We start from the raw sequence: 14114 nt of genomic DNA, 5'->3' as shown, positions 1-14114 counted from the left end.
AAGTTATTTGATATTAGTTCTGGCATTAAAAGCGTGAATTAATGTTTGTTGATCTAAATATTCTAATTCACCACCAAAAGGAACTCCAAAGCCAATTCTAGAGATTTTTATATCTTTAGCAATCATTTGAGAAATAAAGTGCGCAGTTGTTTCTCCTTCTACAGTGGGGCTTATAGCTAATATAATCTCACTTATTTCTCTATTTATAATTATTTGTTCTAAAATATCAAGTTTTAGTTCATTTGGTCCTATACCGTCAAGCGGAGATATTCTGCCATTAAGTACGAAGTATTTTCCTTTGAAAAAACCTGCTTCTTCAATAGCTACCAAATCTAGCATACTTTCAATTATGCATAATTTAGATTCATCTCTATTTTGGCTACTACAGATATCACAAACATCTTTTTCAGTAAGAGATTGGCAATATTTACATTTTTTGATATTTTCAGCTGCATCTAACAGAGAGTTAGCAATTGTAATAGCAGTTTCCGGAGATTTATCAAGTAAATATAATGCAAGTCTTTGAGACGATTTTTTACCAATAGTTGGTAATTTACGCAAAGATTCTATTACAGCAGTAATTTTGGGAGAGAAAATTTGATTGTTCATTATTTAAAAGGAAAGTTAAATCCATTAGGTAAGTCAATGCCAGCCTCTTTCGCCATTTTACCAATATCCGCAGAGGATGAGCTATCTTCAACTTTTTTAACCGCGCTATTTACAGCTGCAGCGATTAAATCTTCTAGCATTTCTTTATCTTCTGACATTAGAGAATCATCTATAGTAACTTTTTTGACATCATATTTGCCAGTCATTGTTACGCTAACAAGTCCAGCTCCAGACTCGCCTATTACTTCCATATTTTCACGCTCTTGTTGAGCTTTTTTCATTTGTTCTTGCATTTTTTGCGCTTGTTGCATTAGCTTTGACATATCAAAGTTCATTTCCAAATCCTTATTTTTTGTTCAAAATTTGTTCTACAGCTTTTAATATCTGTTCACTAGAGTCTTTTATCAATGTATTTTTTGCTTTTTGTGATATTTCTTTAAGTTTGTCTCTATCTTCATAAAGAGGCTTAATTATATCTATTAAATTCTCCAAAGTCATTTGATCTTGTCTAATACAAAATCCAGCATTATTTTTTACCATATTTTGTGCGTTAAAAAATTGATGATCATCTACTGCTGATGGTAATGGTATAAATATTGCAGGAACTCCAGCTATGGCTGATTCTGATACCGTTAGAGCTCCAGCTCGACAAATTAGTATGTCAGCCCATTCATAAGCGTTTGTCATATCAGTTATATACGCTGATATATCTTTGATATGTGTTGAGGGTACTTGATTATATTTATTTTTAGTTTCTTCAAAAGAAAGCTTGCCTGTTTGATGCCATACTTTTAGATTTATCCCTTGTTTATTAGCTTCGATAATAAGATCAGGGATAATATTGTTTATACTTTTAGCTCCTTGGCTACCTCCTAAGACAAGAAGTTTTAAATCACCATTCTCGGTTATATTCTTTGTTTTATTATTAAGAGCTATAATATCTTTTCTGATAGGATTTCCTACAACCTGTGTTTTAGCTAATTGCTTAGGACTAAGTCTCTTTTGTATATCTTCTACATCAAATGCTAGGCATACTTTGGTAGCCAGTTTGGCTAATATTCTATTTGTTAAGCCTATTTTGGCATTTTGCTCATGGATTATTATAGGTATATCCTTTTGAACAGCAGCAAGACATATAGGTCCAGATACATAACCACCAAAGCCTATGACTAAGTCAATTTTTAGTTTTTGGAGTATCTTACGCGCTTTTAGTGTACTTGATATAAGTGTAAATGGGAATGCTACTTTCCTCTTAAGTCCTTTGCCTCTAACACCAGAAGATTTAATATATTGGATATTAAAATATTGAGGTACAATGTTGGCTTCCATGCTATTAGGAGTACCAACCCACGTGACATTAGCATTATTCTCTCTTAGCATTTCAGCAACTGCAAGTGCAGGGTAGATATGTCCACCTGTACCACCAGCAGTAATAATTATATTTTTGTCTTTTAAGTTCATAAATATCTACGTATTAACTTTTGATTTAACAAATTAATTTTAAAGGATTTTTATGTTATTATCATCTATTAGCTAAAAATAAACATGTTTTGTCGAAGAGGAATTATGGCTGAAATAAATCAAAACTACTTATATACAGATTCTAATTTATGGGTTGAAATTAAAGGTGATATAGCAAGAGTAGGTATAGATGATTATTCTCAGAATGAATTTGGAGAAATAGTTTATGTTGATTTACCCAAATTAGATCATGAATATGTCAAAGAAGATGAGATTTGTGTTATTGAGTCTGTAAAAACAGCTTCTGATATTTACGCACCATTATCTGGAAAAATTGTAAGCGTAAATAAAGAACTAATAGACAATCCAAAACTTATCAATCAATCATGTTATACAAAGGGGTGGTTGTTTGATATTAAAGTAAGCCAAAAAGAAGAAATAAAAGAATTATTAACACCGGAAGATTATAGGGGTCATGTTGAATAAAAACTTTTTATTCGTATTTTTGTTTCTCTTTTCATTATCTAGTTATGCTAGTGATAAATACCTTAATTACTGTAAAATATACAATCCCAAAAAAGGTATAGAGTATGAAACTCATACTAAGATATCATTAGATTTTTGTCTTTATTATTTAGATATATGTAATAAAAAATACAATAATAAATGTGATGCAAAGATGAATGCGTATCAAGGACTCTATAATACAAATAACGCGTTAGCGACAATGCATGTAATATATCGTGATGATTTAGATAATACAAATAACTAAATTTATCTTAAAAGAGTTATCGAGTATGTTGTAATAGCTTTTTTAAGCTTAAATGGATTAATACTTTGATTTTGGTCTAGTAAACTAAGATAATCAAGTTATTAAATTAGATTATAGTTACAAGATGATATATGGTTAATCTAAAATATACTTAGATTAATTTAATAAATGTAGTTAGATAAATAAGAAATTATAAAAGAAAATTATTTTATTATACAATTTATACTATTTAGGTCACCACTGACTAAATATGTAACACTTGTCTGATTATTTGTAGGTAAAGGACATTTTACATATGCTGAACTATCATTTCCTTTGGCTGTAGTAGTCTTACTCCACGGTATGATAGTTATTTGATTGTTTGCTAGGTTAACATCACCTAAACTACTAGACCAGGCTCTTGCTGTTACAGTGTCATCTGAGTTAACTTGATAGAAAGGGGTATTGGCATTAATTGTTACATTTATATCTTTATCAACAACCGGCGGATTATCAGGATCTTGTGTTGAGTTAGATATTTTAATACTTAGATCTTTCTGCCAAGCTTCTGCTCCAGTAATTTCACTAGATATGATAAGTTTATAGTTTCCTGCTTTGATATTCTCAAGCTGTAATGCCAAGTCATATGTATCCATAGGAGCTATTTCTATATCAGATTTTCTATAAACTTGATTACCATTTTCATCTTGTAGTACAACAGATACTTTAGCATTGGCTGAGCTATGAGACATTATTTTAGCATTAATATACAGCTTACCATCAGAGTCGATAGAGTATTCATTTTTAAAGTCCATTAGGTGTAGCTCGTTTTTAATATTTTGACTAGCTTGCTGATAGTAAAAACTAATTTGGCTATATGGTTTATCAGTGTTTTGATAAATATAAAGAGAGTTACCGTTTGGAACGACCTCATTATTATTATTTTTAACTCCAGCAATTATTTGATTATCTAAATCAGAGGAGCTAAGAGTATTTATTTTATTAGTTAGTTCAATGAATAAGTCGTTTGTACTTATTGCTTTTGGAACTGTTAGTAGAGGATATTCATACATGGTACCATCTTTGAATAATTGTAACGTGATCTTATCACCTTCTTTGATATTCAATGGGTTTATAGTAAATTTAGTTGCTTCTACTGGAAATTTATCTGTAGGATCAGCTTGCTGTTCTGCATCTTTAATATACTCCCAAGGTCCCCATTGCTCAGCTCCTGGTTGCTGACCTGGATTTACATACCATTTATTTTGATATATCTTATTTTCAAATACTACTTTTGTACCTGTAGTTGGATATGACTTAGTAGCATCGTATGCTGGTATGCCGGATCCCTCTGAGCCATTATTAGGATCAGTAATATCACCATTTGGTAGGATAACAGTACCAGCAGGTTTATCATTTGTAAAATCTAAATCTAATAGATTATAAAAGCTCATTCTAGTATCATCTACATCCCATTCAGCCATTATGATTTGATAACCTGATCTATTTGGTAATGTACATGTAAACGTTAAGCCATCTTGAGGTGGTTGGTTAGGTGCTATCCATGTAGGTTGTGGATCATAACAGTTCAACGGCTGTTCTTCAAAACTGTCACGAGTAAGTAAGTTATCTGGGTTCCAGTTAGGTTTGGTTATATAGAATTTAAAATGTTTAGTTTTATGATTAGCAGTAAATTGCCATTTAATTTTTAATGGCTGTCCTGGCTGGACAACAGTTTTTGCCCAACGACTTTGTTGTTGTTCATCTAATGCTTCAAAACCAGCAACATCAGCACTCCCAATATTATTATCTAAAGCACCTAAGTTAAATAGTTCATCAACTTGTTCTATCGATTGTGGTTCATATTGAGCTCTGGAGCCACAATCTTTATTTTTTCCCTCTTTACATAGTAAGGCACGAGAAGCAGGGCTTTCAACATAACCGTGTGAATATGCTTGGGTACTAGCTAATAAGATTAATCCAGTAGCTAAAGTGATTTTATTTAGTTTCATGATAAGACTCCTTATCTATATTTTTTAATAAAACAGATATTAAAATTAATACCTGTAATTACAATCCTATCAATTGTTTCTATAAAATCAAAACATAGTAAAGTTATTAATTTTAGTTTACAAAAATTTAATAAATACAGCTGTTTTATGTATGGTTAATAATGATAGAGAGGAAATGCATCTTTGTTTTAATATCTTTTTAATGTTTTATGATTTTATAAATTATCTATTGACTTGTAATTAAATTTTATGCTCGATGATAATTATATTTTATTGAATATTTTATTTTAATAATATTTTTATATGAAATATGTTTATATATTTTGAGATTAAATATTATGGTGCCTAAAATGATAAATAATTTACATAACATGGCCTATAACATATAATATACGCTGTATAAATTTCGATAACTTTATTAAATAAATAAGACTTAGTGTGTATGATAAATATTAAATTTCCTGATGGATCTATACGAGAATTTGAAAGTGGTGTTAATTCTTTACAAATAGCAAAATCTATTTCTCCAAGCTTAGCTAAGATAACAGTCGGTGCCTATATCGATAATAAATTATCTGATGCAAAAGATGTTATAAACCATGATTGTGAGTTAAGACTTATAACTACAAAAGATACAGAAGGTCTAGAAATTTTAAGGCATTCATGTGCTCATCTTTTAGCTAACGCTGTTAAAGAGCTATATCCAAATACTGAAGTAACTATAGGGCCTGTTATAGACAATGGATTCTACTATGATTTTTCATTTAAAGAGACTATAGGTGAAGCAGATTTAGCAAACATAGAAAAGAGAATGAAAGAAATTGCTAAAAAAGGAATTTCTATAAGTTACAGAGTTGTGTCTAAAGAAGATGCTATAGCATTCTTTAAAGCGCAAGGAGAAAACTATAAGGTTGATATAATTGAGAGTATTCCAGCAGATCAACAAATTAAGATTTACACTCAAGGTGATTTTAGTGATCTATGTCGTGGTCCTCATGTACCAAGCACAGCAGCTATTAAAGCATTTAAGTTAACGAAGTTAGCCGGAGCCTACTGGAGAGGCGATTCTAACAATGAAATGCTCACAAGAATATATGGTACTTGTTGGGCTACTAAAGAAGATCTAGATCAATATTTGCATATGTTAGAAGAGGCAGAGAAACGTGATCATAGAAAAATTGGCAAAGCTTTAGATCTATTTCACTTTCAAGAAGACTCGCCTGGGATTGCATTCTGGCATGATAGTGGTGTGAGAATTTGGCGTGAAGTAGAAGATTATATGAGGGCTTCTAACAAGAAATATGGTTGTGGTGAAATTCGTACTCCATTGATAGCAGATTTTAGTTTATGGGAAAAGTCAGGACATGCTTCAAAGTATGCTGAAAATATGTTTGCGACAAAGTCTGAAAATAGAGATTTTGCAATTCGTCCGATGAATTGTCCAACTTGTGTACAAGTTTATAATACTAAATTACATAGTTACCGAGATCTACCGATTAGAATGGCTGAGTTTGGTATAGTGCATAGAAATGAACCTTCTGGCTCTTTACATGGTTTGATGAGGGTTAGAAGTTTTACACAAGATGATGGGCATATATTTTGTGCTCCAGAACAGGTGGAAGAAGAAGTAATCCTAATGGTCAAACAATGTTTTGAGGTATACAAAGATTTTGGCTTTAATGATTTTACTGTCAAAATTGCACTTAGACCAGAGAATAGAATAGGTAATGATGAGACTTGGGATAAGTCTGAGCAAATGCTTAAAAATGCTCTTGATGCTAACAATGTTGCGTATGAGCTACTACCAGGTGAAGGAGCTTTTTATGGACCTAAGATTGAGTTTCATCTAAAAGATGCTATAGGCAGAAGTTGGCAATGTGGCACTATACAGCTAGATTTTTCTATGCCTGATAGATTAGGAGCTACGTATATTGATAAGAATGGTAACAAGCAAGTTCCTGTAATGTTACACAGAGCTATTGTAGGATCTTTAGAAAGATTTATTGGTATGCTAATAGAGCATTATGCAGGAAATATGCCATTATGGTTAACTCCAGTGCAAGTTGCTGTAATGGGTATTAGTAATCATCAAGATGAGTACTGCCAAAAAGTCTTTGAAACCCTAGAAAAAAATGGTATTCGAGCAAAATTAGACTTGAGAAATGAGAAAATAGGGTTTAAAATACGTGAGCATACTCTTTTGCGTGTGCCTTACCTTGTTATACTTGGTAAAAGTGAGCAGGAGCAAGAGATTGTTACAGTAAGAAAACATAATGGTGAAGATCTAGGACAGATGTCTATAGGTGATTTTTGTGCTTTCTTGAATGAACAAATTGAAGCTAAAAAATAATAATTTCTGTGGAGGAAAAAAGTTATTAAAACAACGGATAAAAAAGCACCTATAAATGAGCAAATTAAAGCTAAAGAGGTGCGCCTAGTTGGTGTTGATGGTCAGCAAATAGGTGTTGTATCTATCAGCGAAGCTTTAGCATTGGCTGAAGAGGCTAATGTTGATTTGGTTGAAATGGTAGCAAATGCTAATCCGCCAGTTTGTCGTCTGATGGACTACGGTAAGTTCTTGTTTGAACAAGGCAAGAAAAAAGCACAAGCGAAAAAAAACCAAAAGCAGACACAGATCAAAGAGATTAAACTTAGACCTGTGACTGATGTAGGGGATTACCAGGTAAAACTACGCAACCTGATAAAATTCCTTGAAAAAGGCGATAAAGTAAAAGTCACACTAAGATTCAGAGGCAGAGAAATGTCACATAATGAGCTAGGTATGCAAATGCTTCAGCGTATGGCAAGTGATGCGGCTGAGTACGGTGTGGTGGAACACCAACCTAAAATGGAAGGTCGTCAAATGATTATGGTTTTAGGACCAAAGAAAAAGTAGTAAATCAAAATAATAACAATTAATACAATGCGGAGTATTAAAAATGCCTAAGTTAAAAACTAAGAGTGGTGCTGCTAAGCGCTTTAAAAAGACTGGTAAAGGTGGTTTCAAGCACCGTTGTGCAAATCGTGCTCATATCAATACTAAAATGACAACTAAGAGAAAGCGTCATTTAAGAGGTATGAATCAAGTAGCTAAAGTTGATACTGCTAGTTTAGTTCAACAAATGCCTTACGCATAAGTTTGTTTATCAATTTTTAAAGTGGAGACTAAATCATGTCAAGAGTAAAAAGAGGCGTAACAGCACGCGCACGTCATAAGAAGGTGTTAAAACAAGCTAAAGGTTACTATGGTGCTCGTTCAAGAGTATATAGGGTAGCTAAACAAGCTGTAATTAAAGCAGGTCAATATGCTTACAGAGATCGTAAGGTTAAGAAAAGAACATTCAGATCGCTTTGGATTGTTCGTATTAATGCAGCTGCAAGACAACACGATATTAGCTATAGCCAATTAATCAACGGTTTAAACAAGGCTGGTGTAGAGTTAGATAGAAAAGCATTAGCTGAGCTTGCTGTATATAACAAAGATGCATTCGCTGCAGTAGTTGAAAAAGCTAAAGCTGCTTTAGCTTAATTGAGTATTCTAATCAAATTTTTTCTTTATATAATCTTGTGAAATTTATAAATCCCTTACTTGTTAAAAGACTTTTTTTAGTCTTTTTTTTAAGTCTGGGGATTTTGTTGTTTTTAATTTTTAATGGTTATAAATATCTAGACATAGATAAGATAAATTTAGCATACTATAATGTTAGTTCTTATATAGATGGCCATGTAGTACTTGCGTCTTTAAGTTATGCTTGTATATATATTTTGGCAGTATTCTTTTCTGTTCCAATCAAACCATTTTTAAAAATACTTGCTGGACTCTTGTTTGGGCTCACGTTGGGGTTTTTTATTTGTTTATTCTCAGCCACATTGGGGGCGATGTTGGCTTTTTTGATTATTAAATATAATTGGGGAGAGGTACAGACAAATCCAAGATTTAAGATCGTTTCAAGATTTAAATTGTTGGTAGAAAATTACCCTGTGTCTATATTGTTGATTTCTAGAATTTTACCAATTCCTTTTTTTGTTCCAAATATTTTGGCAGGAATTTTAAAAGTTAAAAACAGCATCTTCTTTTTGACTACTTTAATTGGCATTATTCCAATAACATTTATATATGTATGGTTTGGAGTTCATTTCAAGAGTTCTCAGCAGGGGCAGGCTAATTTGTTTGATTACAAATTTATAATAGCTGTTATAGTCTTGTTGATGTTGGCATTATTTCCTTTTATTTTTAAATTTATTTTCTACCGAAAAAAAAGTAGTTAGCTTATTTATTTATAATTCTAAGCGTACTTAGTAAGTCCTTTTATTTTATAAACTTTAAGTTTGATATAACGAACTAATGATCGATCTTGTATGTGTAAGACTTCTTTAGCATTACGTGGATGTACTTTTTCAATATCAATTATTGATTTATTGAGCATCAGTCCATGTGTGTGAGTTAAAAGCTTATTTTTATTTGCAAAAGGGTTATGATATAAAACAGATGAGAGTTCTTGATTGATTTGCTCTAATTTCTTGTCGTCGGGATTGCTTACTACACCCATAATAGCAAAGTTTACATCTGTGTCTTCATATTTTTTCTCATCATAATAATTTTGACTATTAGTAAAGATATTTTCACTATTTATGGGGGCTTTAGTTATAGCTTCTGCATTTACTTGTGAAAATTGAACACATCCTACAATTGCAAAAGGAGATTTAAGTTGAGCATAAATTTGTTTATAGATATCTGCAAGAGTGCTTTCCGTATCAAATGAGAAATATTTTGCTATATAGCTAACAGGAGTATTTTTGGGAATAAGAAATATACCTGTTGTAACAAATTCAGGCCCCCACATTAGAGGGTCTCTTTCTGATCTACTAACATCTGTTCTTGATGAATAAATCATATTATTAAGCAAAATACATTCACCAAGATTATAAATGCTTTGTGGTGATCCTAGCTCAAAGCCATAATCAAAATCGCTAGCAAGAAAACGTCTGTATTTTAGCTCTTCTGGTACAATACCATGAATTACATTATCAACATGGCCAATATATGCTAAAGTTTCTGCATTATCATTTTGTTTTTCTAAAAAAATCATATAGTTACCTAAATTTGTCTCATGAGTTATCGTAAATTCTGGTATATCAACTTTTCTAAGTTAGTATAGAATCTTTGTTTATATTCAATTTCTTTTTTTAGAAATAATTGAATAATATGTAATAAGATATCTCAAAATAAATATATATACCATATACTAAAAGGAAGTTTACTTTTAAATTTAATGAGATGTGTTATATGTTTAGATATAGTTTTCTTGATGATTATAGTGAAGGATGTCATCCTAAGATAATTAAAGCATTAGAGGATACAAACTTAATTCAGCAATTGGCTTATGGGAATGATGAATATTCTAGTCAGGCAAAAGAGTTAATATGTAAACACCTTAATAAAGATAATGTAGATATATATTTTGTTGCAGGAGGAACTCTTGCTAATTTAATTTGTATTTCTAGTATATTAAAGCCATATGAGGCTGTAATTTCTGCTAGTAGTGGGCATATTGCTTTACGTGAGGCTGGTGCAATTGAGGCTACAGGACATAAGATTATTTCAGTTTTTTCTGATAATGGAAAATTAACATCTAATGATATTAAAGAAGTGATTAAAAATAACTCTCATGCTCCTCATATGGCAAAACCTAAATTAGTATATATTTCTAATTCAACAGAATTAGGAACTATATATACAAAAGAAGAATTACAGAAGCTATCAGAAGTTTGTAAACAAAATAATTTATTATTATTTATTGATGGTGCAAGATTGGGTGCTGCATTAACTGCTAAAGATAGTGATTTAAGTTTAGCTGATATTGCAGAGTTTTCAGATATATTTTGGATTGGTGGGACTAAGGCTGGAATTTTGTTTGGAGAAGCAATACTTATTCCAAATAAAAATTTAGCTGAAGAGTTTTGCTTTAATATTAAGCAAAGAGGGGCTCTATTAGCAAAAGGTAGGGTGTTAGGACTTCAGTTTAGAGAATTATTTTCTAATAATCTTTTTTTTGATCTAGCAAGTCATGCAAATAATATGGCAGAGAAACTTTCTAAAGGAATAGTTAATGCTGACTATATGCTCTTACAACCTGTAGCAAGCAATCAAATTTTTGCTATATTACCAAACACAGTGATAAAAGTACTCCAGGAAAAATTTACTTTCTTTGTAATGAGTGAAATTGATAATAAAAATTCATTAGTAAGATTAGTTACTTCTTGGGCTACAGTTGAAGAAAAGGTAAATGAATTTATTGAAACTATAGTTAGTTAGCATATTTGAACATATATTATATTTAAAGAGGTATATGCATGGCAAGACAACATATAATTGATGTAAAAACTAAAAATTTAGGTGCTTTTGAAGTTAGAAGAGCCTTACCTACATCAAAGCAGAAAATGGTAGGTCCATGGATATTTTTTGATCATTTTGGGCCGACTGAATTATTAAGTGGCGATGATGGCATAAATGTTAAACCTCATCCTCATATTAATTTAGCAACAGTTACTTATCTGTTTGAAGGAGAGATATTCCATCGAGATTCATTGGGTAATGCTCAACCAATATTACCTGGAGAAATAAATCTTATGGTGGCTGGTAAGGGCATTACACATTCTGAACGTGAAAGAGAAGAATTAAAGTTAAGAAACCGAACTCTTCATGGGATTCAACTTTGGCACGCTTTACCTGAAGCATTTGAAGAAATTTCACCTGCTTTTTATAATTATCGAAGTGATGGGTTACCAAACTTTATTAATAATAATGCGGACTTTAAGCTTTTAATTGGTGATGCTTATGGATATAGCTCTCCAGTTAAAACATATTGTCAAACTTTATATATTGAGGTTAATATTCCTAAAAATGTTTCTATTGATCTTCCTATAGAAGAAGAGTTGGCAATTTATGTTATTAAAGGTAAGGTTGAATATAACAAGCAAATAATAAATAGTCATACTATGCTTATAATAGATAGTTTAAATCTTTATAAGTTAGATGCTTTATCAGATTCGCATATTGTCATAATTGGTGGAGATAAGCTTTCGCATAGATTTATAGAATGGAATTTTGTTTCAAGTAATAAAGATAGGATCAAAAAAGCAAAAGATAACTGGAAAAATGGCAGATTTAAAAAAGTATATGGTGATGAGAAAGAGTTTATTCAATTACCATAATAATAAAAAATTAAAAATTCTTAATACTTCCATCTTTCCTAGCCATAATTACCGTGTCAGCAGGTTTAAGAGCAAAGATACCATTAGTCACAACACCAGTTATTTGATTTAACTCAGTTTCAAGTTTTAGAGGGTTGTCTATTTTTAGGTTATATACATCGAGAATAACATTGCCATTGTCAGTAATAGTTTGTTCTCTATATACAGGTTGACCACCTAATTTAACTATCTCTCTAGCAACATAGCTTCTAGCCATTGGGATAACTTCTACAGGAAGAGGAAACTCTCCTAGAGTGTTTACTTTTTTAGATTCATCAATAATACAAATGAATTTTTTTGCTGCTGCAACACATATTTTCTCACGCGTAAGAGCAGCACCACCACCTTTAATTAGTTCTTTGTGGTTATTACACTCATCAGCACCATCAATATATAAATCAATCTCACCAGCATAGTTAAGATCAACTACATCAAAACCTAATGCTTTAAGTTTTTTAGTAGAATCTTCAGAACTTGATACAACTGATTTTATTTTATCTTTGTAATTTACAAGTTCTTCAATCAGAAAAGCTACAGTACTTCCTGTACCAACTCCTAAAACAATTTCTGATTTAATATGTTTTGCAGCTTCTATAGCTGCAGCTCTTTTTAATTCATCTTGATTATTTTTTTTATTAAAAAACATTTTAGAATTTTCTCTTGTTAAATATTTTACTAAAAATACTTCCTTTGACTATATATACAATAGTACATGCGATAGCTGCTATAAATTGCCATAGAATAGGCATTGGTAAAAATATATAGCCAATAGCTATGATGATGCATATAAATGGTATAAGTATTCTTAGGCCTATATTGAACATTGGTGATAGCTTGGTATTTGTGTTTTTGAGTATCTCATAACTAAGTTTTTGAGCATCATAAATCCAGCCTATAATAAACACATCAAAAAGAAATATAAAAATAATTACTATGTGTAGAGCAATCATATTTGAGAAATCAATATAAGCAATACCTGACTCTATAAAAAATGTAGTTATAATAAAAGGAATTAATAGAATTAGTAGCTTAGTATATAGCTTAGTACCGATTTGGAAAATATACTTCAAAGATGTAACAAAAACAACAAGATTAAGAGTTGTAAATATTACTTCAAGTAGTAGATAATACATAGGATAGTTTGTTTTAACTATTGTGAAAATAGTTGTGATTTGTAAACCCTCTGTAGGTTGAAGATAGCTTCTATAGTCGCCTAATATAGCATATATAGTTATACATATCATAAATGAAAAGACTATATTGTAGAATATACTTTTAAAAGCACTAGTTTTTAACTTGTCAAAATCATTGTCACCAATATTTATAATGTTTTTATAAAATGCTATGGAGATAAAGTTGCTTAGTATTGCATAAACTAAAGCTAGTCCAAACATCGAGCGCAGCTGCTCAACTTTTTGATAATTTATATCAAAAAGAAAATCCTTTATTCCAATTATTCCTTGAGGTGTATATATTACGATTAACATTAGAATAGTTACTAAATATAGTGATATATGAGCTGTGGTTTTTAGCGTTTCATTCAAGTTTATCTTTTGCTTATCAGCAAGTATGAACATCAAAAAAATTACAATAAATACAGCGAGTAGAGATGTGTATATTGGGAAATTACTACTAAACTGGAGACTCTGGTCACTTAATCTATCTATTGCAGGTATATTATCAAAAAAATCCAAAACATAAGTTGACATATTAAACATAACAAGAGCTACAAAAATAATCATTGTTCCAGTTAATAATATGCTAATAGGCCTGAATTTGGAGCTGCCAGTGATTTTATAGACCAATTTATTGTGTGAATTTAAGTCAGGATAGGCCTTTTGAAAATATATTGCAATTAGATTCATTGGATAGCATAGCAGTACTAAAAATGCTATATAGGCATAAAAAAACTCTAATCCATTGTATTTAAAAACATTTGAAAAAAAACCAAAACTAAAGCATATTGAGGCAGATACTAGTCCTGTAACTAGGGGTGTTGAAGTCTGTTTAATATTCATTAAATTTTC

General features: G+C 31.0%; 16 protein-coding genes. 9 read left to right on the top strand and 7 right to left on the bottom strand.

Going from position 1 to position 14114, the window contains the following annotated elements; all coding sequences use genetic code 11:
• Positions 1–3 precede the first annotated feature (3 nt).
• Genes recR through murG form a run of 3 tightly spaced genes read right to left on the bottom strand, consistent with a single transcriptional unit; the run spans position 4 to position 2070 of the window.
• Positions 4–609 carry a recombination mediator RecR gene (gene recR / locus FTPG_RS08320; RefSeq protein ID WP_004288005.1) on the bottom strand — a complete coding sequence of 202 codons (606 nt, stop codon included), beginning with the start codon at positions 607–609 and terminating at the stop codon, positions 4–6.
• Complete coding sequence (locus tag FTPG_RS08315; RefSeq protein ID WP_004288003.1) at positions 609–944, bottom strand: YbaB/EbfC family nucleoid-associated protein; 336 nt, start codon at positions 942–944, stop codon at positions 609–611. Before FTPG_RS08315 ends, recR begins: the two co-directional genes overlap by 1 nt.
• A gap of 10 nt (positions 945–954) precedes the next feature.
• Complete coding sequence (murG, locus tag FTPG_RS08310) at positions 955–2070, bottom strand: undecaprenyldiphospho-muramoylpentapeptide beta-N-acetylglucosaminyltransferase (protein ID WP_004288001.1); 1116 nt, start codon at positions 2068–2070, stop codon at positions 955–957.
• 105 nt (positions 2071–2175) lie between these two features.
• Here murG and gcvH point away from each other — a divergent pair, with 105 nt between their 5' ends.
• The gene (gene gcvH, locus FTPG_RS08305; RefSeq protein ID WP_004288000.1) at positions 2176–2556 is read left to right on the top strand and encodes a glycine cleavage system protein GcvH; all 381 of its coding nucleotides are present in this window, start codon (positions 2176–2178) and stop codon (positions 2554–2556) included.
• The gene (locus FTPG_RS08300; RefSeq protein ID WP_004287999.1) at positions 2546–2842 is read left to right on the top strand and encodes a hypothetical protein; all 297 of its coding nucleotides are present in this window, start codon (positions 2546–2548) and stop codon (positions 2840–2842) included. Before gcvH ends, FTPG_RS08300 begins: the two co-directional genes overlap by 11 nt.
• Positions 2843–3045: 203 nt before the next feature.
• On the opposite strand, the gene FTPG_RS08295 is transcribed toward FTPG_RS08300, so the two are convergent.
• Positions 3046–4833: a lytic polysaccharide monooxygenase gene (locus tag FTPG_RS08295; protein WP_004287998.1), complete on the bottom strand. Its 1788-nt coding sequence runs from the start codon at positions 4831–4833 to the stop codon at positions 3046–3048.
• Positions 4834–5275: 442 nt separating this feature from the next.
• On the opposite strand from FTPG_RS08295, the gene thrS reads away from it, so the two are divergent.
• From thrS to FTPG_RS08270, 5 genes are read left to right on the top strand one after another with little or no spacing between them, the layout of a single operon-like run.
• On the top strand, positions 5276–7183 hold the full coding sequence (gene thrS, locus FTPG_RS08290; protein WP_004287996.1) for a threonine--tRNA ligase: 1908 nt from the start codon (positions 5276–5278) through the stop codon (positions 7181–7183).
• 6 nt (positions 7184–7189) lie between these two features.
• Positions 7190–7729 carry a translation initiation factor IF-3 gene (infC, locus tag FTPG_RS08285; RefSeq protein ID WP_004287995.1) on the top strand — a complete coding sequence of 180 codons (540 nt, stop codon included), beginning with the start codon at positions 7190–7192 and terminating at the stop codon, positions 7727–7729.
• A gap of 43 nt (positions 7730–7772) precedes the next feature.
• Entirely contained in the window at positions 7773–7970 is a 198-nt protein-coding gene (gene rpmI / locus FTPG_RS08280) for a 50S ribosomal protein L35 (protein ID WP_003034330.1), read from the top strand.
• A 35-nt stretch (positions 7971–8005) separates the two neighbouring features.
• Complete coding sequence (rplT, locus tag FTPG_RS08275) at positions 8006–8362, top strand: 50S ribosomal protein L20 (protein ID WP_004287992.1); 357 nt, start codon at positions 8006–8008, stop codon at positions 8360–8362.
• A 38-nt stretch (positions 8363–8400) separates the two neighbouring features.
• Positions 8401–9102: a TVP38/TMEM64 family protein gene (locus FTPG_RS08270; RefSeq protein WP_200150476.1), complete on the top strand. Its 702-nt coding sequence runs from the start codon at positions 8401–8403 to the stop codon at positions 9100–9102.
• Between the two features lie 17 nt (positions 9103–9119).
• Here the strand turns inward: FTPG_RS08270 and FTPG_RS08265 are convergent, their stop codons facing one another.
• On the bottom strand, positions 9120–9923 hold the full coding sequence (locus tag FTPG_RS08265; RefSeq protein WP_004287990.1) for a hypothetical protein: 804 nt from the start codon (positions 9921–9923) through the stop codon (positions 9120–9122).
• 197 nt (positions 9924–10120) lie between these two features.
• Between FTPG_RS08265 and FTPG_RS08260 the strand changes: the two genes are divergently transcribed.
• Both FTPG_RS08260 and FTPG_RS08255 read left to right on the top strand, forming a co-directional pair.
• Entirely contained in the window at positions 10121–11149 is a 1029-nt protein-coding gene (locus FTPG_RS08260; protein ID WP_004287989.1) for a threonine aldolase family protein, read from the top strand.
• A gap of 38 nt (positions 11150–11187) precedes the next feature.
• The gene (locus tag FTPG_RS08255; RefSeq protein ID WP_004287988.1) at positions 11188–12048 is read left to right on the top strand and encodes a pirin family protein; all 861 of its coding nucleotides are present in this window, start codon (positions 11188–11190) and stop codon (positions 12046–12048) included.
• 10 nt (positions 12049–12058) lie between these two features.
• Here the strand turns inward: FTPG_RS08255 and rpiA are convergent, their stop codons facing one another.
• Positions 12059–12733, bottom strand: a complete 675-nt coding sequence (gene rpiA / locus FTPG_RS08250) for a ribose-5-phosphate isomerase RpiA (protein ID WP_004287987.1) — start codon at positions 12731–12733, stop codon at positions 12059–12061.
• A gap of 1 nt (position 12734) precedes the next feature.
• Entirely contained in the window at positions 12735–14105 is a 1371-nt protein-coding gene (locus FTPG_RS08245; RefSeq protein WP_004287986.1) for a hypothetical protein, read from the bottom strand.
• Positions 14106–14114: the final 9 nt, after the last annotated feature.

Source organism: Francisella philomiragia subsp. philomiragia ATCC 25015 (assembly GCF_000156715.1).
In the GTDB taxonomy this organism is placed as follows: domain Bacteria; phylum Pseudomonadota; class Gammaproteobacteria; order Francisellales; family Francisellaceae; genus Francisella; species Francisella philomiragia.
The sequence above is the reverse complement of the archived record's forward strand: the minus strand, read 5'-3'. Positions and strand labels throughout refer to the sequence as shown.